18 protein-coding genes are annotated in these 23,365 nt (G+C 68.5%); 3 read left to right on the forward strand and 15 right to left on the reverse strand.

Annotated elements, in window-relative coordinates:
• Positions 1 to 24: 24 nt before the first annotated feature.
• From EJP67_RS00295 to nirB, 9 genes are all read right to left on the reverse strand, one after another.
• Positions 25 to 915 carry an ABC transporter permease gene (locus tag EJP67_RS00295; protein WP_126018246.1) on the reverse strand — a complete coding sequence of 297 codons (891 nt, stop codon included), beginning with the start codon at positions 913 to 915 and terminating at the stop codon, positions 25 to 27.
• Between the two features lies 1 nt (position 916).
• Positions 917 to 1,834 (reverse strand): ABC transporter permease, encoded by a 918-nt coding sequence (locus tag EJP67_RS00300; RefSeq protein ID WP_126018248.1) that lies wholly within the window; start codon positions 1,832 to 1,834, stop codon positions 917 to 919.
• A 16-nt stretch (positions 1,835 to 1,850) separates the two neighbouring features.
• Positions 1,851 to 3,116 carry an ABC transporter substrate-binding protein gene (locus EJP67_RS00305; RefSeq protein WP_126018250.1) on the reverse strand — a complete coding sequence of 422 codons (1,266 nt, stop codon included), beginning with the start codon at positions 3,114 to 3,116 and terminating at the stop codon, positions 1,851 to 1,853.
• Between the two features lie 76 nt (positions 3,117 to 3,192).
• Positions 3,193 to 4,314 (reverse strand): ABC transporter ATP-binding protein, encoded by a 1,122-nt coding sequence (locus tag EJP67_RS00310; RefSeq protein WP_126018252.1) that lies wholly within the window; start codon positions 4,312 to 4,314, stop codon positions 3,193 to 3,195.
• A gap of 86 nt (positions 4,315 to 4,400) precedes the next feature.
• On the reverse strand, positions 4,401 to 5,210 hold the full coding sequence (cobA, locus tag EJP67_RS00315; RefSeq protein ID WP_126018254.1) for a uroporphyrinogen-III C-methyltransferase: 810 nt from the start codon (positions 5,208 to 5,210) through the stop codon (positions 4,401 to 4,403).
• Positions 5,207 to 6,118 (reverse strand): DNA-binding protein YbiB, encoded by a 912-nt coding sequence (gene ybiB / locus EJP67_RS00320; protein WP_126018256.1) that lies wholly within the window; start codon positions 6,116 to 6,118, stop codon positions 5,207 to 5,209. Before ybiB ends, cobA begins: the two co-directional genes overlap by 4 nt.
• Before the next feature lie 196 nt (positions 6,119 to 6,314).
• A complete protein-coding gene (locus tag EJP67_RS00325; protein WP_126020319.1) occupies positions 6,315 to 9,107 on the reverse strand; it encodes a nitrate reductase in 2,793 nt (930 codons plus the stop codon).
• 7 nt (positions 9,108 to 9,114) lie between these two features.
• Complete coding sequence (gene nirD / locus EJP67_RS00330) at positions 9,115 to 9,513, reverse strand: nitrite reductase small subunit NirD (protein WP_126018258.1); 399 nt, start codon at positions 9,511 to 9,513, stop codon at positions 9,115 to 9,117.
• A gap of 35 nt (positions 9,514 to 9,548) precedes the next feature.
• Positions 9,549 to 11,999 (reverse strand): nitrite reductase large subunit NirB, encoded by a 2,451-nt coding sequence (gene nirB, locus EJP67_RS00335; protein ID WP_126018260.1) that lies wholly within the window; start codon positions 11,997 to 11,999, stop codon positions 9,549 to 9,551.
• 64 nt (positions 12,000 to 12,063) lie between these two features.
• Here nirB and EJP67_RS00340 point away from each other — a divergent pair, with 64 nt between their 5' ends.
• Entirely contained in the window at positions 12,064 to 13,785 is a 1,722-nt protein-coding gene (locus EJP67_RS00340) for a bifunctional protein-serine/threonine kinase/phosphatase (RefSeq protein ID WP_126018262.1), read from the forward strand.
• A 20-nt stretch (positions 13,786 to 13,805) separates the two neighbouring features.
• On the opposite strand, the gene EJP67_RS00345 is transcribed toward EJP67_RS00340, so the two are convergent.
• Positions 13,806 to 15,071 (reverse strand): MFS transporter, encoded by a 1,266-nt coding sequence (locus tag EJP67_RS00345; RefSeq protein ID WP_126018264.1) that lies wholly within the window; start codon positions 15,069 to 15,071, stop codon positions 13,806 to 13,808.
• A gap of 269 nt (positions 15,072 to 15,340) precedes the next feature.
• Here EJP67_RS00345 and EJP67_RS00350 point away from each other — a divergent pair, with 269 nt between their 5' ends.
• On the forward strand, positions 15,341 to 16,618 hold the full coding sequence (locus EJP67_RS00350) for an ANTAR domain-containing protein (protein WP_126018266.1): 1,278 nt from the start codon (positions 15,341 to 15,343) through the stop codon (positions 16,616 to 16,618).
• A gap of 28 nt (positions 16,619 to 16,646) precedes the next feature.
• On the opposite strand, the gene EJP67_RS00355 is transcribed toward EJP67_RS00350, so the two are convergent.
• The 4 genes from EJP67_RS00355 to EJP67_RS00370 form a co-directional block, all read right to left on the reverse strand.
• Positions 16,647 to 17,456 carry an ABC transporter ATP-binding protein gene (locus EJP67_RS00355; RefSeq protein WP_126018268.1) on the reverse strand — a complete coding sequence of 270 codons (810 nt, stop codon included), beginning with the start codon at positions 17,454 to 17,456 and terminating at the stop codon, positions 16,647 to 16,649.
• A 151-nt stretch (positions 17,457 to 17,607) separates the two neighbouring features.
• Complete coding sequence (gene ntrB, locus EJP67_RS00360; RefSeq protein WP_126018270.1) at positions 17,608 to 18,543, reverse strand: nitrate ABC transporter permease; 936 nt, start codon at positions 18,541 to 18,543, stop codon at positions 17,608 to 17,610.
• Between the two features lie 10 nt (positions 18,544 to 18,553).
• Positions 18,554 to 19,798, reverse strand: coding sequence for a CmpA/NrtA family ABC transporter substrate-binding protein (locus EJP67_RS00365; RefSeq protein WP_126018272.1), 1,245 nt, complete (start codon positions 19,796 to 19,798; stop codon positions 18,554 to 18,556).
• Between the two features lie 359 nt (positions 19,799 to 20,157).
• Positions 20,158 to 21,423, reverse strand: coding sequence for a nitrate regulatory protein (locus tag EJP67_RS00370; protein ID WP_126018274.1), 1,266 nt, complete (start codon positions 21,421 to 21,423; stop codon positions 20,158 to 20,160).
• A gap of 92 nt (positions 21,424 to 21,515) precedes the next feature.
• Here EJP67_RS00370 and tsaD point away from each other — a divergent pair, with 92 nt between their 5' ends.
• Positions 21,516 to 22,577, forward strand: coding sequence for a tRNA (adenosine(37)-N6)-threonylcarbamoyltransferase complex transferase subunit TsaD (tsaD, locus tag EJP67_RS00375; protein WP_126018276.1), 1,062 nt, complete (start codon positions 21,516 to 21,518; stop codon positions 22,575 to 22,577).
• Here the strand turns inward: tsaD and EJP67_RS00380 are convergent.
• A complete protein-coding gene (locus EJP67_RS00380; RefSeq protein WP_126018278.1) occupies positions 22,513 to 23,271 on the reverse strand; it encodes an alpha/beta fold hydrolase in 759 nt (252 codons plus the stop codon). The two genes, tsaD and EJP67_RS00380, sit on opposite strands and share 65 nt — an antisense overlap.
• Positions 23,272 to 23,365 lie beyond the last annotated feature (94 nt).

A 23,365-nucleotide genomic window follows, 5' to 3' on the forward strand; every position in this document is an offset into this window, starting at 1 on the left:
TTTAGAGGCGCGGCGGGAAAATGCTCACCCCCTGCGCACGGAGCGCCGCCTCAGCAGGGCTGCCGTGCCCAGCGCCACCGCCATCACCAGCAGCGACACCACGGTGGTCACCGTCCCCAGCGCATAGATCGAAGGCGTCGTCACCGTCGAGGTCAGCCCCTGCAGTTCGAGCGGCAGCGTGTTCACGTCGCCGATGGCCTGGGACGTGCGGGCGATCTCGTCCCACGACAGCGTGAAGCCGAACATGCCGATGCCGACGATCGACGGCCCGATCAGCGGCAGCACCACGAAGCGGAAGGTCTGCCAGGGCGTGGCGCCCAGGTCGCGCGCGGCTTCCTCGTAGGCTGGGTCGAAGCGGTTGAACACCGCGAACATGATGAGCAGCCCGAAGGGCAGCGTCCACGTCAGGTGCGCGCCGAGCGCGGAACTGAAGAGACCCAGCGCGGTGCCGTAGCCTTCGAGCAGCGAGGTGGCGTCCATCGCCGTCAGCACGCTTTTGATGCCGGTGTCGATCAGCCGGAACTGCAGGCCGATGCCCAGCGAAATGATGATCGACGGCATGATGAGGCTCGCGACCGTCACGAAGAAGAGGGCGTTGCTGCCCGCGAGCTTCTTGCGGAACGCGAGGCCGGCGAGCACCGACAGCACCACGGTGAACCCCATCACCACAGCACCCAGTGCCAGCGAGCGCCTGAAGGCCGCGCCGATGTCGACCGTGCCCAGCCCTTCGGCCAGCTTGTGGAACCAGTGCAGCGACAGCCCGCGCAGCGGAAAGGTCAGCCCGCCCTCGGGGCCCTGGAAGCTCAGCACGAAGATCGTGATCATCGGGCCGTACAGGAACAGCACGAAGAGCCCGAACACGGTGGCCAGCGGCCAGAAGCCGGGGGCGCGCTGGGCGCCGATGGGTGTCTGCATCTCAGAGCTCCTTGCGGATGTCGACCATCCGGGTCAGGCCCCAGATGATCATCAGCACCACCGCCAGCAGGATCATGGCGTTGGCCGCCGCCAGCGGGAACTGCAGGTACGAGGTCTGCACCTGGATGATCTTGCCGATGGACGCGATCTGCTGGCCGCCCATCACGCCGATGGTGACGAAGTCGCCCATCACGATGGTGATGACGAAGATCGAGCCGATCAGGATGCCGGTGCGCGACAGCGGCACCACCACGTTCCACAGCGTCTGCCAGCCCGAGGCGCCGGCGTCGCTGGCCGCTTCGAGCAGCGAGCGGTCGATGCGCATCATGCTGTTGAAGATCGGCACGATCATGAACATCGTGTACAGGTGCACGAAGGCCAGCACCACCGAGAAGTCGGAGAACAGCAGCCATTCGACCGGCTGGTTCACGAGGCCCATGCCCATCAGCGCCTGGTTGACCAGCCCGTTGCGCCCCAGCAGCGGCACCCACGAGATCATGCGGATCACGTTGGAAGTCCAGAAGGGCACCGTGCACAGCACGAACAGCACCGTCTGCATGGTCGACGAGCGCACGTGGAAGGCCAGGAAGTACGCCACCGAGAAGCCGATCACCAGCGTGATGCCCCACACCAGCAGGCAGAACTTGAAGGTGCTCAGGTAGGTGTTCAGCGTGACGCACAGGTCGCCGTTGTCGGTCAGCCGCGAGCAGCCCTCGAACAGGCTCAGGTAGTTGCGCAGCGTGACGGCAGGTATCAGCTCGTACTCGTTGAAATTCCACAGGCTGACCATTGCGACCAGCGCCAGCGGAATCAGGAAGAACAGGAGAAACACCAGCGCGAACGGCGCCGCCTGCCACCAGGCCTTGACGGCGTGAACGGGGGCAGCGGCGACGGACGCGCGGGTGGCGGGAGCGCTCACAGGCTCAGGCCGAAGGTCAGGCTGCAACGAACTCGTTCCACTTCCTGACCATGTATTCGTTTTCATCCATCACGGCGTTCCAGCACGCGATGCCGCCCATGCGCTGCTCGTAGCTGCCGCCGTCGCGCACCGCGCCGGCCTTGGCGATCACGTCGCCCTGCGGGCTCTTGATGTCCTGGGCTGCGGGCTTGCCTTCCATCCAGTAGGCCCACTCGTAGGCCTCCATCTTGGTCTTCGCGGTGTCGAGCACGGCGCTGTAGTAGCCCTGGCGGTTGAGATACGCGCCGGCCCAGCCGTCGAGGAACCAGTTGATGAACTCGTAGGCGCCGTCGAGCTTCTTGCCCGAGAGCGTGGCCGGCAGGCCGAAGCCCGAGGCCCAGGCGCGATAGCCTTCCTTGAGCGGCTGGAAGGTGCAGTCGATGCCCTTGCTGCGCACGGCCGTGACCGCGGGCGACCACATCGACTGGATCACCACCTCGCCCGAGGACATCAGGTTCACCGACTCGTTGAAGTCCTTCCACAGCGCGCGGAACTGGCCGGCCTTCTTGGCCTCGATCAGCGCCTTGATGGTGAGGTCGATCTCGGCCTTGGTCATGTTGCCCTTGTCGGCGTACTTGTGGATGCCCTTGGCCTCCACCACCATTGCGGCGTCCATGATGCCGATAGAGGGAATGTTCAGGATCGCGGCCTTGCCCTTGAACTCCGGGTTCAGCAGTTCCGCCCACGAACCGATGGGACGCTTGATGAGGTCGGGGCGGATGCCCAGCGTGTCGGCGTTGTAGGTGGTCGGAATGAGCGACATGTACTGCGTGGCCGACTTGGCGAAGGCCTTGCTCTTCTCGCCTTCGAGGTAGATCACCTTCACCGGAGCCGTGCCCTGGTCGCCCACCTTCTTGCCGGCCACTTCGCCCTTGGTGAAGAGCGAGGTGATCTTGTCCGCGTTCTTCACGCGCCTGGTGTCGATGCCCTTCAGGTTGCCGGTGGGCACGATCTTCTTGAGCGAGAAGAACTCGGTGTCGATCAGGTCGAAGCTGTTGGGCGCGGTGACTGCGCGCTTGGTCACGTCGTCGGTGGTCACGGCCACGTACTGGATCTCGATGCCGGTGTCGGCCTTGAACTTCTCGGCAATGGCCTTGTCCTGGTTCACCGCGGTGCCGAGATAGCGCAGCACGACCTTCTCCTGTGCATGCACGAAGGGTGCGATGCCCGTGGCAAGAATGCCGGCGGTGCCTTGCAGCAGGGTGCGGCGCTTGAGGCCGTTGTTGTCGATGGAATCGGTCATGGGCAGGGTCTCCATTGCAGAAAGAAAAGGAAGGTGAAGGGAAACGAACGCGGAGAAAAGCGGGTGGCGCGGGCGCTCAGAAGGGAACGGCGAGCACGGCGGTGTCGTCCTGGCGGGTGGCTTCGGCCCCGGCGGGTGCCGGTGCCCGCTCGCTCGGCGGCTTGGCGCCGGGGCCGAGCACACGCGCGTCGGCTTCGGCCCACGAGAGGTGCACCGCCTCGCCGTGCGCGTAGGGGCGCGCGAGGAAAGCGGCTTCGCTGAGCAGCACCGAAACGTTCTGGCGTCCGGCGGCGGCGACACCATCGAGCGCCAGCCCGAGCAGGACGTAGGTGCCCTGGTACTCGACGTCGGTGACAGTGGCTGCGAGGGCTCCATCCGTTGCTGCCTGCGCGGCGGCTGCGATCCGCATGCGGTCGTTGCGCACCGCGATCGGCCCGGCAGTCGTGTCGAACACGTTGTGGCCGCCCATGAAGCGCGCCACGAACTCGCTCGCCGGATGGTTGTAGACCGCGTGCGGCGAGCCGACCTGCTCGATCACGCCGTGGTTCATGACCACCATGGTGTCGGCCAGCGCCATCGCCTCTTCCTGCGAGTGCGTGACGTGGATGAAGGTCAGGCCCAGTTCCTTCTGCCAGCGCCGCAGTTCGGCGCGCATCTGGATGCGCAGGAAGGGGTCGAGGGCGGAAAGCGGTTCGTCGAGCAGCAGCACGCGCGGCTCGGTGATGAGCGCGCGCGCCAGCGCCACGCGCTGCTGCTGGCCGCCGGAAAGCTCACCCGGCTTGCGCGCGGCAAGGTGGCCCATCGCGACGCGCTCGAGCAGGTCGTTCGCACGCTTGTGGCGCTCGGCCTTGCCCACGCCCTTCATCTTGAGGCTGAAGGCGACGTTGTCGGTGGCCGAAAGGTGCGGGAAGAGCGCGAAGCTCTGGAACATCATCGCCGTGCCGCGCGCGGCGGCGGGCAGGTTCGTGATGTTGCGGTTGTCCAGCAGGATGTCGCCGCTGCTGACCGATTCGTGCCCCGCGATCATGCGCAGCGTGGTGCTTTTGCCGCAGCCCGAAGGCCCCAGCAGGCAGCAGTAGCTGCCGCTGGCGATGCGCAGGTCTATCCGGTCGACGGCGGCCGGCGTACCCGGGGCGTAGCGCTTGGTGAGAGCGACGATCTCGACGGCGGCGGGTTCAGGCGTGGCGGCTGCATTCATTGCCCATCGCTGAGCACGATCCATGCCACGTTGTGGTGCGCGGCGCTCGCGCCGCTTGCACCGGCGCCGCCCTGGTCAGGTGCGGTTCAGGTGCCGAACCTGGTCGCGCCCACCGCTGTCTCGGCCGCTGCCAGCCCGCGCAGCACGTCGCCCACCACGATCACCGCCGGGCTCGCGAGGCCGGCTTCGGCGATGCCGTCCTGAAGCCTGCCCAGCGTGGTCGCGATGTGCTTCTGGTGCGGCAGGCTTGCGTGCTGGATGACCGCCACCGGCGTTTCGGCCGGCAGGCCGTGCAGCAGCTCGCGTTCGATATGCGCCGCGCCCGACACGCCCATGTAGATCACCAGCGTGAGCCGCGCGTTGTAGGCGGTCGCTGCCAGCGCGCGCCAGTCGGTCGGGTCTTCGGCCGCGCCGGCACCGGTCTTGGCATGGCCGGTGACGAACACCACGCCCTGTGCATGGTCGCGGTGCGTGAGCGGCACGCCCAGCGTCGTCACGGCCGCGAGGCCTGCGGTAATGCCGTTGACCACCGTGCATTCGATGCCGGCTTCGCGCAGGTGCTCCACCTCCTCGCCGCCACGTCCGAAGATGAACGGGTCGCCGCCCTTCAGGCGCACCACCGTCTCGCCTTCGCGCACGGCGGTGATCATCAGCCGCTCGATGAAGGCCTGCGGCGTGCTCTTGCAGCCGCCGCGCTTGCCCACTTGCACGATTCGCGCCCCGGGCCGTGCGTAGGCCTGCACGATCTGGTCGTTCACGAGGTCGTCGACCAGCAGCACCGTGGCCGCCTGGATCGCCTTCACGGCCTTGATGGTCAGCAGTTCCGGGTCGCCGGGGCCTGCGCCCACCAGCGTGCAGCGGCCGGCGATGAGGGAGGTGGGGTTGTCGTTGTTCATGCGTGGGATGCCAATGCCAGTTGCGTGATGTGCCTGACCTGCGTCGCGATGGCCTCCGGCACGGGAAGCTCGCCGCCCAGCACGCGGCGCGTGTAGTCGGCGGTGGTGGCGACGTCGATTTCCTTCGGCAGCCCCGGCACTTCCGAGGCGGTACCGGCCTGCTGCGACTGCAGCTCGGTGCGTGCGCCGCGCACGAAGCCGTCGATCTGCGCGGTGCGGCGCGGGTCGGACACCACTTCGCCTTCGAGGCCGCGCGAGAGCAGGGCGGTCATGCCCATGAGCTCGAAGGTCTCGGCCATGACGCGCGCGTATTCGGGATGCGTGTAGCTGGCCACCACTACGCTCGGACCCGCGGTGGGCTGCATCAGCTTCACCACGCTGTGGCCGGGGTTGCGCAGGCCGACCACGCGGCGCACGTCGAGCAGGCGCTTGAGCGCGGGGTTCAGCAGCTCGGTGGAGGCAAAGGCCGCTTCTCCATTGGCGACGGCGCGGATGGCCGTCATCGGCGCGTGGCCCAGGGCCGCGAGCACGTTCGAGGCCAGCACGCGCGATGTTTCGCTGGCGCTGCCGTGCACCAGCACCGGCAGGCCCTCGCGCGCCAGCAGCAGCGCCAGCAGCGGCGTGAGCACCGGCAGCTTGCGCGCGCCGTTGTAGCTGGGCAGCACGATCAGCGGGCGGTCGCCGGCGGGAACCATCTGGAGCCGCGCATGGGTGGCATCGAGAAAACCGGCCATCTCCTCGGGCGTCTCGCCCTTGATGCGCATGGCCAGGCAGAAGCCGCCGATCTCCAGGTCGGTCACGGTGCCGTCCAGCACCTGGCCGAACAGGTCGGTGGCCTGTTCGCGCGTGAGCGGCCTGGCGCCTCGCGCGCCGCGGCCGATTTCCTTGATGTATTGGCTGATTCCCATGGGTAGGCGGATTGTCCTGCAACGCTTATGCCGGAATGTGAGTCGGCTTATGCATTGGGTGTCTTGTCCCCTCTCCCGCTTGCGGGAGAGGGTTAGGGTGAGGGCAGCGGCCTTGCAACATGGCGCGGACGTCATTACCGCTCCCCCTCACCCCAGCCCTCTCCCCGAGGGGAGAGGGAGCAATGCAGACGGCGCATCACGACAGCGCCTCCGCCTCGGCCGGCGTCGCCCGCACCATGCGCTTGAGCTCGGGAATGCACGAGCCGCAGTTGGTGCCGCACTTCAGCGCGCCCTGCAGCCTGGCCAGCCGCTCGTCCGGGGTGCCGGCGCAGCGCGCCAGTTCGGTCTGGATGGCCACGTCCGCCACGTTGAAGCAGGTGCACACCGTCTTGCCGCGCGACTGCACCGCCACCGGCGCCTTCGAGCCCGGTGACAGCAGCAGGCGGCCGTAGCTCTGGGCGGGCAGTTCCTCGCGCAGCAGGGTGGCGATCCATGCCTCGGCGCTGGTGTCGCCGCCCAGCAGGAAGGCGTCGAGGCCCGCGCTGCCGTCGGCGCGGCGCACCAGCCGCGCCGAGCGGCGCTGGCCGCGGCGGCGATCGGCGTAGCGCAGGGTGTCGGGCGTCTGCAGGCCGAGCAGGGCTTCGATCTTCCCGATCAGCGCGTCGTCGGGCGCGTCGTGCGCGGCGGCGCGAAAGAGCAGGCCGCTGCGTTCGCCTCCCTGTGTGTTGCCGGAAAACGGCACGCAGGTTGCAAAAGGAAAGAGCGCCATCATCGGCTGCAGCGCGCGGTGCGCCGCCAGCGCCTCGCCGTCGGGCAGCCAGGCCATCGCCAGCAGCGACCAAGGCAGCTCGGCCTTGAGGATCTTCACCGCCGCGTGCTTCAGCTCGGGCTGCTTCGAGGTCGGGCAGAAGGCTGGCGTGGTGAGCGCGTTGATGCCCGCCAGCCGTGTGCCGCTCGACGAGCAGCCGCTGAGGTACTCCTCGCCCCAGTGCATGGCGACGAAGGCCTGGCTCAGCCCCACCTCGGCGCTGGCGCGCGCGCGCAGCATGATCGAGCCGCGCTTGGAGGTCAGGTGCACCAGGTCGCCTTCGCCGATCTGGCGGCGGGCCATGTCCTGCGCGTTCATCTGTACCACCGGCTCGGGTACGTGGCCGAACAGGCGCCCGGCCGTGCCGGTGCGGCTCATGCCATGCCACTGGTCGCGCAGGCGGCCGGTGTTCAGCGAGAAGGGGTAGCGGGCCTCGCGCGCCTCGGCCACCGGCTTGTAGGCGGTGTCGACGAAGCGCGCGCGGCCGTCGGGCGTGGGGAACACGCCGTCTTCGTAAAGGCGCGTGCGGCCGGCGCTTTCGCCTTCCTTCAGCGGCCATTGCTGCGGGCCGGCGCTTTCCAGCATGGCGTAGCTCAGGCCGGTGATGTCGAGGTCGCGCCCGCGCGTGGATTCGCGATGCTCGTTCCAGACCGATTCGGCCGTCTCGTACGGGAAGAGCGAGAGGCCGCTGCCGGCCAGCGCTTCGAGCCGGCGCGCGAAGGCCACCGCGATCGACCAGTCGTTGCGCGCCTCGCCCGGCGCCGCAACGGCCGGGCGCACGCGCGAGATGCGGCGCTCGCTGTTGGTCACGGTGCCTTCCTTCTCGCCCCAGGTGGTCGCTGGCAGCAGCAGGTCGGCGAAAGCGCAGGTGGCGGTGGTGGCGAAGGCTTCCTGCACCACCACGAACTCGGCGCGCTCCAGCGCGCGGCGCACGGTCGCCTGGTCGGGCATCGACTGCGCCGGGTTGGTGCAGGCGATCCACAGCGCGCGGATCTCGCCGTCGGCCGCGGCCTGGAACATCTCCACCGCGGTCTTGCCCGGCTTCTCGGGCACCGAGGGCACGCCCCAGAGCGCGGCCACTTCGGCGCGATGGTCGGGGTTGGCCAGGTCGCGGTGCGCGCTCAGCAGGTTGGCCAGGCCGCCCACCTCGCGCCCGCCCATCGCATTGGGCTGGCCGGTCAGCGAGAAGGGGCCCGCGCCGGCGCGGCCGATCTGGCCGGTGGCCAGGTGCAGGTTGATGAGCGCCGCGTTCTTCGCCGTGCCGCTGGACGACTGGTTCAGGCCCTGGCAGTACAGGCTCAGCGTGGCCGGCGAGGTGGCGAACAGCCGCGCGGCCTCGAGCAGGTCGTCCTTCGGGATGCCGCAGACCTGCGCCACCTTGTCGGGCGTGCACTCGCGCACCGTGGCCTTCAGCGCGTCGAAGCCGCTGGTGTGCGCCGCGATGTACTTCGCGTCGGTCCAGCCCTCCCACAGCATCAGGTGCAGCATGCCGTCGAAGAGCATCACGTCGGTGCCGGGCTGGATCGGCAGGAACAGGTCGGCGATCTCGACCGTGTCGGTGCGGCGCGGGTCTGCCACCACGATCTTCAGCGCCGGGTTCGCCGCCTTCGCGTCCTCGATGCGGCGGAAAAGAATCGGGTGCGCCCAGGCCGTGTTGCTGCCCACGATGAAGAGGCACTGCGCGTGCTTCAGGTCGTCGTAGCAGGCCGGCGGGGCGTCTGCGCCCAGCGTCTGCTTGTAGCCGGCCACCGCGCTGCTCATGCACAGGCGCGAGTTGGTGTCGATGTTGTTGGTGCCGATCAGGCCCTTGGCCAGCTTGTTGAAGACGTAGTAGTCCTCCGTCAGAAGCTGGCCCGACACGTAGAAGCCGACCGCGTCGGGCCCGTGGTCGCGGACCACCTGCGCGAACTTGCCGGCGGCGTTGTCCAGCGCGGTGTCCCAGCTCACGACCTCGGGCGCCTCGCCGCGCGCGAGGCGCTGCATGGGCTGCAGCAGCCGCGTCTGGCGCGTGACCGTGGCGCTGGCAGTGAGGTGCAGCGTCGAGCCCTTGGTGCACAGCCGCCCGAAGTTGGCGGGGTGCGCCGGGTCGCCGCGCACGCCGGTGATCTGGTCGCCGGTCGACTCGATGATCACGCCGCAGCCGACGCCGCAATACGGGCAGGTGGACCGGGTCTCCCGCATCATGGGTTTATTCCAGCGGAAGGACCGACAGCACCGCGAAAGGCTTCGGGCCTGCGACCGGGCGCTCCAGGTCGATGGCGTGCGTAGCCAGTTCGGCCGCGTCGAGGTGCACCACGCCGTCTTCCACCTTCACCGCGAACTTCGGCGTGCAGCCCTCGTCGGGTGCCTTGGCGCAGCCGTCGTCCAGCCCGATGGCCCAGTTGTGCAGCGGGCAGGCCACGCTGGTGCCGAACACGATGCCCTGGCTCAGCGGGCCGCCCTTGTGCGGGCAGCGGTCGAGCAGCGCGAACACCTGGTCCTCCGAGTTGCGGAACACGGCCACGTCCAGCCCGGCCGGCCGCGTCACGCGGCGCGCGCCGAGCACGGGGATGTCGTCGATGCGGCAGATCACTTTCCAGTCGCTCATGGTGGGCTCTTCTTTCTTTCGTTCCTTGTTGCGGTTCAGGCGGCTGCCGTCAGCGGCGTGAACTGCCGCACGTCCACTGACGCCTGCGCCGACTCGAACCACGGGTCGGGTTCGCCGTCGAGCGCGAACTGCAGGCGCTCCCACAGCGCCTTGCGGCCCTCGGCGTCGTCGAGGATCTTCTTCTTCACGTAGTCCAGGCCCACGCGGCCGATGTAGTGCACCGTGCGTTCCAGGTACCAGCCTTCCTCGCGGTACAGCTGCAGGAAGGCGCCCGAGTACTCCATCACCTCGGCGGCGGTCTTCACCTTCACCAGGAACTGCGCCACCTCGGTCTTGATGCCGCCGTTGCCGCCCACGTAGAGCTCCCAGCCGGAGTCGACGCCGATCACGCCCACGTCCTTGATGCCGGCCTCGGCGCAGTTGCGCGGGCAGCCAGAAACGGCCAGCTTGACCTTGTGCGGCGAGTACATGGCCCACAGCGCGCGCTCCAGGTCCTTGCCCATCTGCGTGCTGTCCTGCGTGCCGAAGCGGCACCACTCGCTGCCCACGCAGGTCTTCACCGTGCGCAGCGACTTGGCGTAGGCGAAGCCGCTGGGCATGCCGATGTCCTTCCACACGCCTTCCAGGTCTTCCTTCTTCACGCCCAGCAGGTCGATGCGCTGGCCGCCCGTGACCTTGACGGTCGGAATCTTGTACTTGTCGGCCGCGTCGGCAATGCGGCGCAGCTCGTCGGGCGTGGTGTGGCCGCCCCACATGCGCGGAATGACGGAGTAGGTACCGTCCTTCTGGATGTTGGCGTGGCTGCGCTCGTTGATGAAGCGGCTCTGCGGATCGTCCTTCGCCTCCTTGGGCCAGGTGCTGATCAGGTAGTAGTTGATGGCCGGGCGGCAGGTTGAGCAGCCGTTGGGCGTGCGCCAGCCGAGGTTGCGGTAGACCTCGTCGTGCGTCAGGTAGTGCTCCTTGCGGATCGCGTCGCGCACGTCCTGGTGGCTCACGTCGGTGCAGCCGCACACCGCCTTCTTCTTGGGCGTGGCCGAGTAGTCGCCGCCGGCGGTGAACATCAGGATCTGCTCGACCAGGCCGGTGCACGAGCCGCAGCTCGCGCTGGCCTTGGTGTGCTTCTTCACCTCGTCGAGCGTGAACAGGCCCTTTTCCTTGATGGCCTTGCAGATGGTGCCCTTGTTCACGCCGTTGCAGCCGCACACCTCGGCGTCGTCGGGCATGGTGGCGGCCTTGTTGTGGCCCTCGTGCCCGGTGTCGCCGATGTTCGATTCGCCGAACATCAGCTTGTCGCGGATGTCATGCACGCTGCGGCCGTCGCGCAGCAGCTTGAAGTACCAGCTGCCGTCCACCGTGTCCCCGTAGAGGCAGGCGCCCACCAGCTTGTCGTCCTTGATGACCAGCTTCTTGTAGACGCCGCCGAAGGGGTCGCTCATGACGATCTCCTCCGTGCCTTCGCCGCCCATGAACTCGCCGGCCGAGAAGAGGTCGATGCCCGTCACCTTCAGCTTGGTGGAGGTGAGCGAGCCCAGATAGCGGCCGATGCCGAACTGCGCCAGGTGGTTGGCCGCCACCTTGGCCTGCTCGAAGAGCGGGGCCACCAGCCCGTAGGCGATGCCGCGGTGCGCCGCGCATTCGCCCACCGAGTAGATGCGCGCGTCGGTCACGGTCTGCATGGTGTCGGTGACGACGATGCCGCGGTTGCAGTGCAGCCGCATCTTCTCGGCCAGCTCCACGTTGGGGCGGATGCCCACGGCCATCACCACCAGGTCGGCGGCGGTCTCGGTGCCGTCCTTGAAGCGGATGGCCTTCACGCGGCCGCTCTTGCCGTCATCCGTGTCGCCGACCAGTTCCTGCGTCTGCGCGCCCATCCTGAACTTCAGGCCCCGGTCTTCCAGCGACTTCTGCAGCAGCTTGCCCGCCACGTCGTCGAGCTGGCGCTCCATCAGCCAGGGCATGACGTGCACCACCGTCACGTTCATGCCGCGCAGCATCAGGCCGTTGGCGGCCTCCAGGCCCAGCAGGCCGCCGCCGATGACCACCGCGTTCTTGTGCGTGCGCGCGGTCTCGATCATGTAGTCGGTGTCGGCGATGTCGCGGTAGGCGATCACGCCCTTCAGGTCCTTGCCGGGCACCGGCAGCATGAAGGGGTTGGAGCCGGTGCACATCAGCAGGCGGTCGTAGGCGGCCTCGGTGCCATCCTCGGCGCGCACGATGCGTTTCACGCGGTCGACCTCCACCACCTTCTTGCCGGCGTGCAGCGTGATGTTGTTCTCGGCATACCACTCCCAGCTGTTGAGCACGATCTCGTCGATCGTCTGCTCGCCCGCGAGCACCGGCGACAGCAGGATGCGGTTGTAGTTGGGGTGCGGCTCTGCGCCGAAGACGGTGATGTCGTACAGGTCGGGCGCGATCTTCAGAAGCTCTTCGAGCGTGCGCACGCCGGCCATGCCGTTGCCGACCATCACGAGTTTCATTTTCTTCATGGGGCTGGACCTTTCAGGGAAATCAAGCGGACTTGCGCCCGCAGCGCGCGTTCAGAATCGCGCCATGAGCTTCGAAGTGGATATCGGCTACAGCAGCCGTCGCGGACCGCGCGAGGTGAACGAGGACTTCGCCGGCGCGGTGCACGCGCCGCCCGGCGACGAGGCACGCGGGCTCATCGCGGCCATTGCCGACGGCGTGTCCAGCGGAGGCCGGGGCCGCGAGGCGGCGCAGACCACGGTGATGGGGCTTCTGGCCGACTACTTCGCCACGCCCGCGACCTGGGAGCCGACCGCCGCGCTCGACCGGCTGGTCGCCGCGCAGAACGGCTGGCTGGCCGACCACAACCGCCGCCGCCAGAGCAGGAGCAGCGAGGAAGGCGGCACGGCGCTGACCACGCTCACCGCGCTGGTGCTGCACGGCCAGGGCTACACGCTGGCGCACGTCGGCGACACCCGCGCCTGGCGCGTGCGTGCCGGCGGCGAAGCGGCCGTGCCGCTCACGCAGGACCATGCCTTCGACCATCCCGACATGCGCAGCCGCCTGACGCGCGCCATCGGCCTGGACGACCAGGTGCGCGTCGACTATGTGCAGGGCGACGTTCGCGTGGGCGACTGCTTCGTGCTCACCTCCGACGGCGTGCACGGCGTGCTCAAGCCCCAGCAGGTGGCCGCGCTGGCCCTGCAGGGCGACGACGCCGAGGCCGCCAGCGAGGCGCTGGTGCATGCGGCGCTCGACGCCGGCACGCGCGACAACGCGACCGCGCTGGTCATCCGTGTCGTGGGTTTGGACGCCCGCCAGCTCGACGACGAACTCGGCGACGGCCGCCGTCTCGCTCCGCCGCCCGCCCTGAAGGTGGGCGAGGTGCTCGACGGCTACGCCATCACCGCGCTGGTGGCCGACACCGGTGTCCATCTGCTGTACCAGGCGCGCCATCCGGCCACGCGCGAGCTGGTCGCGCTGAAGACGCTGCACCCCTCGCGCGCCGGCGATCCGCAGGAGCGCGCGATGTTGGCCCACGAGGCCTGGCTGGGGCTGCGCGTGGGCGGCAACGGTTTCGTCCGCGTGCATGAGCGCGCCGCGGACGCGAGCGCGCTGTACGTCGTGTTCGACTGGCACGGCGGGCGCACGCTCGAGCAGCTGCGCAAGGCCAACCCGCGCGGCGCGGTGCCCGAAGTGGTGGCCGCCGCCATCGAGCTCAGCCGCGCGCTCGGCCGGCTGCACCGCCAGGGCGTGATCCACCGCGACATCAAGCCCGGCAACCTGCACCTGGGCGAGGACGGGCGCTGGCGCATCCTCGACCTGGGCGTGGCGCTGTCGGGCAGAGAGGGTGCGGCCCAGCGCGAGCTGCATGCCGGCACGCCCAGCTACATCAACCCCGAGCAGTGGGAGGAGGGCGGCACGGCCGACGCGGGCAGCGACCTGTTCGCGCTCGGCGTCACGCTCTACCAGTGGCTCACCGGCCATCTGCCCTACGGTGAGATCGAGCCCTACCAAGTGGCGCGCTACCGGCGCGACCCGGTTGCGCTCTCGCGGTTGCGGCCCGACGTGCCCATCTGGCTCGACCACCTGGTGCGCAAGGCCGTCGCCCGCGATCCGCGCGAGCGTTTCGAGACCGCCGAGGAGCTGCTGCTCGCGCTCGAACGCGGTGCATCCCGCCCGGTGAACGCGCCCGCCGCCACGCCGCTGATCCGCCGCGACCCGCTCGCGCTCTACCAGCTGGCGCTGGGCGTGTCGGTGCTGCTCAACCTCCTGTTGATCGTGTGGCTGCTCTTTTTGCCACGATGAGCGGAGGCGGGCCGGGCGGTTCATGACCGGGCAGCCTTCCGCGTGTTGTTGACTGCGGGCGAAGCATGTGCCGGCGCGATGCGCGCACGGCCACCCTTTTCGGCCCAGGTGCGGGTCCAGCGGATCTGCATCACGCGCATCACGCCCAGCATCACGAGCGAGAGCACCGCGAAGAAGATGAAGCCCCAAAGGTAGCTGCCCAGGTACTGCTTCGACAGGCCCATGGCGTTGGGCACGAGGCCGCCGCCCAGGGCGCCGATCTCGCCGATCATGGAGCCGGCCACCGCGGTGCTCGCGGGCCAGCGCAGCGGCACCAGCTGGAACAGCGCGCCGTTGCCCGCGCCCAGCGCGGCGAAGCAGACGATCAGCGCCAGCGTGGTCACGGCCAGCGAAGCCGACGAGACGCCCACCAGCACCAGGCTGGCGGTCACCACCAGCAGCACCACCGTGAGGGTGTTGACGCCGCCCCAGCGGTCGGAGATCCAGCCGCCCGCGACGCGCACCGCCGCGCCCATGAAGGCCGCGAGCATGGTCAGCTGGCCGGCCTGCACCTTGCTCACGCCGAACTGGTCGTAGTAGTAGGAGGGCAGGAAGGTCGTGAGGCCGATGAAGCCGCCGAAGGTCACGCCGTAGATCAGGCTGAACACCCAGCCGTCCTTCTCGAACAGGCAGGCGATGTGCTCGCGGAAGCTCGAATGCGCGTTCACGTCCGGCGGCTCCTTGGCGAAGAGCACCATCACCACCATCGGAATCAGGATGGCGACGGCGGCCACGCCGTACACCGCCTGCCAGCCCAGCCAGTTGGCCAGCGGCGGCGCCACCAGCACCGACACGGCCGTGCCCACGTTGCCCGCGCCCACCAGGCCCATGGCCAGGCCCTTGTGCTGCGGCGGGAACCAGCCCGAGCCCAGCGACAGCGCCACGCCGAAGCTCGCGCCCGCGATGCCCAACAGCACGCCCATGGCGAGCAGGTCGTTGAAGCTCTTCACGAAGAAGAAGCCGAAGAGCATCGCCACCGCGATCAGCGCCATCTCCACCAGCGTGGCCTTCTTGCGGCCGATGTACTGCGACAGGATGCCCAGCGGAAAGCGCATGAGCGCGCCCGCGATGATCGGCACCGACAGCATCAGGCCCTTCTGTGCCGGCGAGAGGCTGAAGGTTTCGCCGATGAAGGGCGCCATGGCGCCGTTGAGCACCCAGATGCAGCAGGAGAACGAGAAGTACAGGAAGGCCGCGAACAGTGTCGGACTGTGGCCTGACTGCAAGAAATTCCTGAAACCTGACATGGCGTTCAAAGATGCAAAAAGCCGCGGCGCGGCCCTGGAGAGGCCGTGTCGACGGACGGGGTTGGGAGCGGAGTGCCGGCAGCGGACGCTGTCGACGTGGGGGTGCGCGCGGCATGTGCGTTGCCGGGCCGGATGCAGGAGCCTGCAGCCTCTTCACCAAAGCGGTGCTTCGTTACACCGCGCCCTGTTTCATGCAAGAGGCGTGCCTGCGGATTCGCGCGGGCGTGGCCTATGCTCGCGGTGCGCTCCCGCACCGCTTCTTTTCCACGATGTCCCTTCTCGTTGTCCTGCCCGATGAAACCGCCCGCCTCGTGCTGCCAGAGGCGCTGGCGAAGGCCCTGTCCGGTGCGGGAATCGATGTGCTCGCGGTTGCCGATTGCGCCGGCTTCGCGCGGCAGGTCGAGGCGCTTTCTCCTCGGCAGGCGCTGATCTTCCTGCCTCTGCCCACACCCACATTGCTCGACACCTTGCGAGGCTGGGCTGGCGTACCGCCGTGCGCGCTGAGCCTTGTCAGCGAGCCGCTGAGCGCCGCGCAGCACGAGGAACTGGTCGCGCTCGGCGTGCATGCCTGGATGCCGGCCGGCGCCGTCGATGCCGGATCGCTCGCCGCAGTGATCGCGCGTGCGCGCTCCCGCTGGCAGCGCGAAGCCGCGCTGCGCACCGAACTGGAGAACCTGCGCACCCGCATGGACGAGCGCAAGTGGGTCGATCGCGCCAAGGGCCTGCTGATGTCCGCGCGCGGCATCGGCGAGGACGAAGCCTTCGGCCTGCTGCGCGGTGCCGCGATGCACGCGAACCTGCGGCTCGGAGAGGTGTCGCGCTCGGTGATAGAGGCCGCGCAGTGGGCGGACGCCATCAACCGCGCCGGGCAGCTGCGCATGCTCTCGCAGCGGCTGGTGCGCGTGGCGGCGCAGCTGCTGGGCGGCATCGACGCGCAGCGCGCCCGGCTGCTGCGCACACAGTCTTCCGAGCGGGTGCAGCAGAACCTGGATCATCTGGCGGCCCTCGGGCTTGATGCTGCCGGCGTCGATGCGCTTGCGCAGGCGCAGTCCGCGTGGCGCGGGCTGGCCGATGCGCTCACGGCGAAACCGACTGCTACAGGGCTGGCCGACATCGACCGGCGTGCCGAAGTGCTGCTGGAGGCTGCCGAGGCGCTGACCGAGGCGCTGGAAACCTCGGGCGCGCGCCGCGCGCTGCGCATCGTCAACATCTGCGGGCGGCAGCGCATGCGCGCGCAGCGGCTCGCGAAGGACGCGCTGCTCGCGGCGGCGCTGAAGGAAGAAGCGGCCAAGGCGCGGCTGGTGCCGACCATGGCCGAGTTCGAGGCCGCGCTGCTCGAACTGGAGCGCGCGCCGCTGAGCACCGCAGAGATCCGCGCCGCGCTGGCGAGCGCGCGCGACGAATGGCTGCGGCTGGTCGGCGGCGTGCAGGCGCTGGACAGCGCCGATGGCCGCGCCACGCTGGTGCGTTCCAGCGAGGCGCTGGTCGACACCTTCGAACGCCTCACGGCGTCGTACGAGCACAGCCTCCAGGTCATCATGTCGTGACGCCTCCGGTGCCGGCGCTCGGTCTGCGTCAGGCCGCGACCTTCTCCACGTGCGCCTGGCGCGTGTAGAGGAAGTCGATCACCGCCTTGCGCGCGTGCACGTAGACCGGGTCTTCCGCCAGCTCGACGCGGTTGCGCGGGCGGGGGATGTCCACCGACAGCACGTCGCCGATGGTGGCGGCCGGGCCGTTGGTGAGCATCACGATGCGGTCGCTCAGCAGCACGGCCTCGTCCACGTCGTGCGTGACCATGACGACGGTGCTGTGCGTCTTCTGCACGATGGCCAGCAGCTCGTCCTGCAGCTTGGCGCGGGTGAGGGCGTCGAGCGCGCCGAAGGGTTCGTCCATCAGCAGCACCTTGGGCTCCATCGACAGCGCGCGCGCGATGCCCACGCGCTGCTTCATGCCGCCGGAGATTTCGCCGGGGCGCTTCTGCGCGGCGGGCGTGAGGCCCACCAGCGCCAGCGCGGCGTCGGTGCGCGCGCGAAGCTGCGCCTTGCTCTCGGTGGCCGCGAACACGCGCTCGACCGCGAGGTAGACGTTCTCGAAGCAGGTGAGCCAGGGCAGCAGCGAGTGGTTCTGGAACACCACCGCGCGCTCTGGGCCGGGGCCCTTGATCTCCTTGTTGGCGCACAGCAATGCGCCCTCGGTGGGCGTTGTGAGCCCGGCGATCAGGTTCAGCAGCGTCGACTTGCCGCAGCCCGAGTGCCCGATGAGCGTGATGAACTCGCCCTTGGCCACGTTCAGGTTCACGTCGCGCAGCGCTACGAAGCGGCCCTTGGGCGTCTTGAAGGCCTGCTCGACGCCGTGGATCTCGATGTACTTGGTGTCGTTCATGATGTGTGCTCCTGGATGCGGGACAGAACGCAGAAGAAAGTCAAAAACTACGCAGAAGTCGCAGAAGGAAGACCGAAGATTTTTTGTTTCTCTTCTGCGACCTTCGCGGAACCTTTGCGATTTCTGCGTTCGGCTGTCCGAATCTGTCTTCAGCTCAGCCTTTCACTTCGTCGAAGGTGAAAGCCGTCGCCAGCTTGATGAGCGCGAACTCCAGCACCAGGCCGACGATGCCGATCACGAAGATCGCGATGATGATGTTGGCGACGTTGAGGTTGTTCCACTCGTCCCACACCCAGAAGCCGATGCCCACGCCGCCGGTGAGCATCTCGGCGGCCACGATCACCAGCCAGGCGGTGCCCACGGCCAGACGCACGCCGGTCAGCATGTAGGGCAGCACGGCGGGAAAGAGGATCTTGGTGAGGATCTTCCATTCGCTGAGGTTCAGCACCTTGGCCACGTTCATGTAGTCGGCGGGCACGCGCTGCACGCCCACGGCGGTGTTGATGACCATCGGCCAGATCGAGCAGATGAAGATGGTCCAGATGGCCGCCGGGTTGGCGCCCTTGAACACCAGCAGGCCGATGGGCAGCCAGGCCAGCGGCGAGACCGGGCGCAGCAGGCTGATGAGCGGGTTGAACATGCGCGAGAGGAACTCGAAGCGCCCGATGGCGAAGCCCGCCGGAATGCCCACCAGCGCCGCGAGGCCGAAGCCCAGCGCCACGCGCTGCAGCGACGAGAGCACGTTCCAGCCCACGCCCTGGTCGTTGGGGCCCTTGCTGTAGAACGGGTCGCTGAACACCGTCACCGCCTGCTGCCAGGTGGCCGCGGGCGTCGGGAAGCCGGTGGTGCTCTTCATGGCCACCACCTCCCAGATCAGCAGCAGCAGGCCGAAGCCCGCCAGCGGCGGCAGCACGCGCATCCAGAAGGCGCGCAGGTCGATGGGCGCGTGCGCCCTTGGCTCGGGTGCCGGAGCGGGAGCGGGAGCCGGCTGCGGGGCGACTGCCTTGGAGGCCGCCGGCTTGGCCGGGGCGGAGGGCGCCGCCTGCGCGGCGGCCACATCGAGCGGCGAGTGGAAGACTGCGCTGACCATGGTGTTCTCCCTATGCATGGAGCTTGAAGGATTCGGCGTACTTCTTCGGGTCCTTGCCGTCCCAGACCGTGCCATCCATCAGCTTGCTGGTGCGCATCGGGTCCTTGGGTACGCTGACCTTCATGGCGCCGGCCACATCCTTGTACAGATCGATCTGGTTGATCTGTCTGGCGACAGCCAGGTAGTCAGGGTGCTCCTTCAGGATGCCCCAGCGCTTGTGCTGCGTGAGGAACCACATGCCGTCGGACAGGTAGGGGAAGTTGACCGCGCCATCGTCGAAGAACTTCATGTGGTTGGGGTCGTCCCAGGTCTTGCCCATGCCGTTCTCGTAGCGGCCCAGGATGCGCTGGTTGATGGCATCGGCGCTGGTGTTGATGTAGCTCTTCTCGGCCACCGTGTCGGCCATCTTTGCCTTGTTCTGGAGGTTCGCGTCGATCCACTTGCTGGCTTCCAGCACGGCCATCATCACGGCGCGGCAGGTGTTGGGGTTGGCCTTGACGAACTCGGCGCGCGTGCCGAGGACCTTTTCGGGGTGGTCCTTCCAGATGTCCTGCGTGGTGATGGCCGTGACGCCGATCTTGTCGATGATGGCGCGCTGGCCCCAGGGTTCGCCCACGCAGAAACCGTCCATGTTGCCCACGCGCATGTTGGCGACCATCTGGGGCGGGGGCACCACGATCACCTTGGCGTCGGCCACCGGGCTGATGCCGGCGGAGGCCAGCCAGTAGTTGAGCCACATGGTGTGGGTGCTGGTGGGAAAGGTGCCGGCAAAGGTGTATTCGCGCTTTTCCTTTGCCATGAGCCTGGCCAGCGACGGCGCGTCTACCGCACCCTTGTCCGCCAGCGCCTTCGACAGCGTGATTGCCTGGCCGTTCCGGTTCAGGCCCATCAGCACCGCCATGTCCTTCTTGGGGCCGCCAACGCCGACATGCACGCCGTAGACCAGGCCGTAGAGCACGTGTGCCATGTCGAGTTCGCCGTTGACCAGCTTGTCGCGCACGCCGGCCCAACTTGCTTCCTTGCTGGGAACGATCTTCACGCCGTACTTCTTGTCGAAGCCCAGCACCGAGGCCATCACGACGCTGGCGCAGTCGGTCAGCGGGATGAAGCCGATCTTCACCTCGGCCTTCTCGGGCTTGTCCGAGCCCTGGGCCCAGACGGCTGCGCGCAGGGCGGGGTCGATGCCGACGGCGCCGATGGCGGCGGCTTGCAGGACGCGGCGTCGGCTGAGGCGGGTTTTGAGCAGGTCGGTCATGGGGCGGGGCTCCGGTTGAAGACAAACAACAGACAAGAAAGACAAAAACGAAAAGGCGTCCGCACCACGCACGGGCTGCTCGAAAACGAGCCCTTGCGGGATGGGGACGCCTTTGTCCGGGTTCGGTGGGAAGCACCCGCCGTTGGGTGCCGCCTGCCTGAAGGCCTTTGGGGCCTGCGAAACTTTCGCTTGCAAGCGGTGTGCCAGCCTTCGGCGGCAGAGGCCGCTATCAGGAAAGTAGCTGGAAGGAGCCGGGTGCTGCGGGGAGGCGGGCTTGTCGGGCCGATCGGGCGGCGAGCGCGGATGGCACGGTTGTTGTGCAGTGCACCAAGTTGAACGGCTGGGCCGCCGTGCCTGCCTCAGCGCGGTGGTGCGCGGTCGAGCATGGGCAGGTAGTCGGCCATCGCGAGCATCGACTCGGCCACGTCTACCAGCCTGCGCTTCTGGTTCATGGCGGTCTGGCGCAGCATCTTGTGCGCCTCTTCCTCGCTGAGGCGGCGGTGCGCCATCAAGAGGCCCTTGGCGCGCTCGACGATCTTTCGCTCGTTGAGCGAGGCGCGCACGGTCTCGAGCTCGTCGCTCATGGCCTGCAGGCGCTGCGACTGCTCGCGGACCATGTCGAGCACCGAGCGCTCCAGGTGTCGGCCGAACTGGGCAGGTGCGGCCGCCTGCGCGTCGGCGTCGTCGAAGAAGAGGGCGCCGGCCTGCGGCGTGAGCGTGTCCAGCAGCTGGCGGTATTCGCGCAGTTCGCTGCGGGCCTGCGCGGTCTTGTGCTCGCACAGCGTGCGCAGGTCGCAGGCGAGGCGGTCTTCGACGGTCTTCATGGCGTCGATGCGGCGGGTGCAGCAGTCGAACCAGGCCTGGCTCAGCGCCACGTCGGCCGGCGCCGCGATGCCGCCGCGCCGGCGGATGCGTTCGAGCTCGGCCACCTCGGCGTCGGGCTGGCTGTCGCGCCAGAGCGCGAGCACCGCCTCGCCCGAGAAGTCGGTGAAAACCTGGAAGCAGCGTTCCTGCGATTCGATCAGGTGCAGCCACTGCAGGCGCTGCGCCTCGTCGCTGCGGCCCAGCGCGAGCGCTGCGGCGCCGAAGGCGCGCTCCTGGCCGGCGAACTCCTTGCCCTGCATGAAGTTGAACATCGCCACCAGCAGGCGCGAGATCTCGGGGTCGGTGGCGCCGTCGGCGGCCTCGAACACCACCGAGAGCAGGCCGGCGACCAGCTTGGCGAAGGCGGCGGTGGACTGGGCGGGCTTCAGCTCCAGCGCGTCGATGCGGCGGCGCAGGGCGGGCAGGGCGTCCAGGCCCGGCAGCACCCAAGCGATGCGGCTGAAGAGGCGCGCGTTGTTGCCGGCGTCGGCACCACGGTGGTAGTTGTCGGCTTCGAGCTGGTCGAAGCCGGCTCGCACTTCCTGCTCCAGCACGAGGCACTCGGCGATCTGCGGGCCGCGCTGCTCGGCGAAGCGGCTGCCGCGCGAGGTGAGGAACATGTTCGACATGCCGCGCTCGCGCTGCAGCGCATGGACCAGCCGCCCGATCACGCCCACCAACTCGCTGGTGCGGGCGAGCCGGTCCAGCTCGTCGATTTCGCAGCGGCGGGCGGCGATGAGGAAGCTCAGTCCGGATTTCATGGTGGGGCGGTTCTCGAGAGCGTCACTGCAACATCCGTGCCGTTTGCCCCTTCGCGGGCGCCGGCCAGGGGGCGCCGCCTACACTCGGCGGCATGCTCTTGTTGGGAATCGAATCATCCTGCGATGAAACCGGCGTGGCGCTGGTCGAGTCGCAAGGCGACGCGCTGCCGGTGCTGCGTTCGCACGCGCTGCACAGCCAGATCGCCATGCACCAGGCCTACGGCGGCGTGGTGCCCGAGCTGGCCAGCCGCGACCACATCCGCCGCGTGCTGCCGCTGACCGAGACGGTCATGGCCGAAGCCGGCCGCTCGCTCGACGAGATCGACGTGGTGGCCTACACGCGCGGACCGGGGCTGGCGGGCGCACTGCTGGTGGGCGCGGGCGTGGCCTGCGCGCTGGGCGTGGCGCTGGGCAAGCCGGTGCTGGGGGTGCATCACCTCGAAGGGCATCTGCTGTCGCCGTTCCTGAGCGCCGATCCGCCGGAATTTCCGTTCGTCGCGCTGCTGGTGTCGGGCGGCCACACGCAGCTGATGCGGGTGGATGGCGTGGGGCGCTACGAGCTGCTCGGCGAGACCATCGACGATGCGGCCGGCGAGGCCTTCGACAAGAGCGCCAAGCTGATGGGCCTGCCGTACCCGGGCGGGCCTTGGCTCGCGAAGCTGGCGGAAGGCGGCGATGCCGCAGCCTTCAAGCTGCCGCGGCCGCTGCTGCACAGCGGCGATCTCGACTTTTCCTTCGCCGGCCTGAAGACGGCCGTGCTCACGCAGGCCAGGAAGCTGGGCGACGAACTGGAAGCGCGCAAGGCGGACCTGGCGGCGTCCACGCAGGCGGCCATCGTCGAGGTGCTGCTGAAGAAATCCCTCACGGCGCTCGACCAGACCGGCCTGAAGCGGCTGGTGGTGGCGGGCGGCGTGGGGGCCAACAGGAGCCTGCGCGAGCAACTGAACGCCGCGTGCGCCAGGCGCAAGGTGCGCGTGCACTACCCCGAGCTGCACCTGTGCACCGACAACGGCGCCATGATCGCCATGGCCGCCGCGATGCGGCTGCAATCAGGCCTGTCGCAGGCGAGCGAGCGCTATGCGTTCGACGTCAGGCCGCGATGGCCCATGGCGTCGCTTTCGGTGCCTGAGACGGCGCTACCTGAGACTGCGTAATCGTTTGCTTAGACGGCCGGCCGACGGCCGGCAGCGGCAATACGTCCAGCACATTGCGCCAGAGCTGGCGCCATTGCGGCCAGTCGTGGCCGCCCTCGATCGTGAAGACCTGCTCCGGCGGCAGGGCGTCTGCCAGCAGCTTGTGGTTGCTCGCGAAGCGGTCTTCCAGCCCGAAGCCCAGGTAGAGCCGCGGCAGGTTCTTCGACGGCTTTGCCGACAGGTACTGCTGGAAGAAGGGCCAGAGCTTGCGGTCGGGTTCCTCGTCGGGCAGCGGACCGGTAGGCGCCTGCCAGGCACGCAGGCCGCCGGCCTTCTTGATCTCCGCGCCGAGCACGCGCCGGCCCAGGTAGGGCGCGAGCGCCACGATGCCGTCCACCGAGCCCGGCCGCGCCAGTTCGTGGATCAGCGCACCGAAGCCGCCGATGGAGATGCCCACGAGCCAGATCGACTTGTAGCCCTTGGCGCGCTGCGGCTCGATGACCTCGGTGTGCAGGCGGTCGCTCAGGGTCTGCTCGTAGTAGTAGGAGACGTCCGCGTCCACCAGCAGCGCATCGGCCGCCAAGTGGCGTTCGCGCACGGCGGCGATGAAGCCCTCGCGCTCGAACTCGTCGGGCTTGAGGTACGCGCCCGGCAGGAACACCAGGAGCGTGTCGGATTGTTCGTCGGGATTTGCGGGCTGCAGATGAGTTTTCATGGTGCCTTGAGGGGGCACCCGAACCGCACCGTCGGGAAATCAGTGCGTTTACAAGACGCCCACGAAGAAGAAAGTTCTAAAAAAACGTCACATC

Source organism: Variovorax guangxiensis (genome assembly GCF_003952165.1).
GTDB lineage: Bacteria > Pseudomonadota > Gammaproteobacteria > Burkholderiales > Burkholderiaceae_C > Variovorax > Variovorax guangxiensis.

What these genes read in the sequence shown, in the direction of transcription:
- EJP67_RS00380 (WP_126018278.1), bottom strand. Translation starts at nt 23,271, where the DNA reads ATGAAAACTCATCTGCAGCCCGCAAATCCCGACGAACAATCCGACACG.
- ybiB (WP_126018256.1), bottom strand. Translation starts at nt 6,118, where the DNA reads ATGGGAATCAGCCAATACATCAAGGAAATCGGCCGCGGCGCGCGAGGC.
- EJP67_RS00325 (WP_126020319.1), bottom strand. Translation starts at nt 9,107, where the DNA reads ATGCGGGAGACCCGGTCCACCTGCCCGTATTGCGGCGTCGGCTGCGGC.
- cobA (WP_126018254.1), bottom strand. Translation starts at nt 5,210, where the DNA reads ATGAACAACGACAACCCCACCTCCCTCATCGCCGGCCGCTGCACGCTG.
- EJP67_RS00365 (WP_126018272.1), bottom strand. Translation starts at nt 19,798, where the DNA reads ATGACCGACCTGCTCAAAACCCGCCTCAGCCGACGCCGCGTCCTGCAA.
- EJP67_RS00310 (WP_126018252.1), bottom strand. Translation starts at nt 4,314, where the DNA reads ATGAATGCAGCCGCCACGCCTGAACCCGCCGCCGTCGAGATCGTCGCT.
- nirB (WP_126018260.1), bottom strand. Translation starts at nt 11,999, where the DNA reads ATGAAGAAAATGAAACTCGTGATGGTCGGCAACGGCATGGCCGGCGTG.
- EJP67_RS00345 (WP_126018264.1), bottom strand. Translation starts at nt 15,071, where the DNA reads ATGTCAGGTTTCAGGAATTTCTTGCAGTCAGGCCACAGTCCGACACTG.
- ntrB (WP_126018270.1), bottom strand. Translation starts at nt 18,543, where the DNA reads ATGGTCAGCGCAGTCTTCCACTCGCCGCTCGATGTGGCCGCCGCGCAG.
- EJP67_RS00340 (WP_126018262.1), top strand. Translation starts at nt 12,064, where the DNA reads ATGAGCTTCGAAGTGGATATCGGCTACAGCAGCCGTCGCGGACCGCGC.
- EJP67_RS00350 (WP_126018266.1), top strand. Translation starts at nt 15,341, where the DNA reads ATGTCCCTTCTCGTTGTCCTGCCCGATGAAACCGCCCGCCTCGTGCTG.
- tsaD (WP_126018276.1), top strand. Translation starts at nt 21,516, where the DNA reads ATGCTCTTGTTGGGAATCGAATCATCCTGCGATGAAACCGGCGTGGCG.
- EJP67_RS00370 (WP_126018274.1), bottom strand. Translation starts at nt 21,423, where the DNA reads ATGAAATCCGGACTGAGCTTCCTCATCGCCGCCCGCCGCTGCGAAATC.
- EJP67_RS00305 (WP_126018250.1), bottom strand. Translation starts at nt 3,116, where the DNA reads ATGACCGATTCCATCGACAACAACGGCCTCAAGCGCCGCACCCTGCTG.
- nirD (WP_126018258.1), bottom strand. Translation starts at nt 9,513, where the DNA reads ATGAGCGACTGGAAAGTGATCTGCCGCATCGACGACATCCCCGTGCTC.
- EJP67_RS00295 (WP_126018246.1), bottom strand. Translation starts at nt 915, where the DNA reads ATGCAGACACCCATCGGCGCCCAGCGCGCCCCCGGCTTCTGGCCGCTG.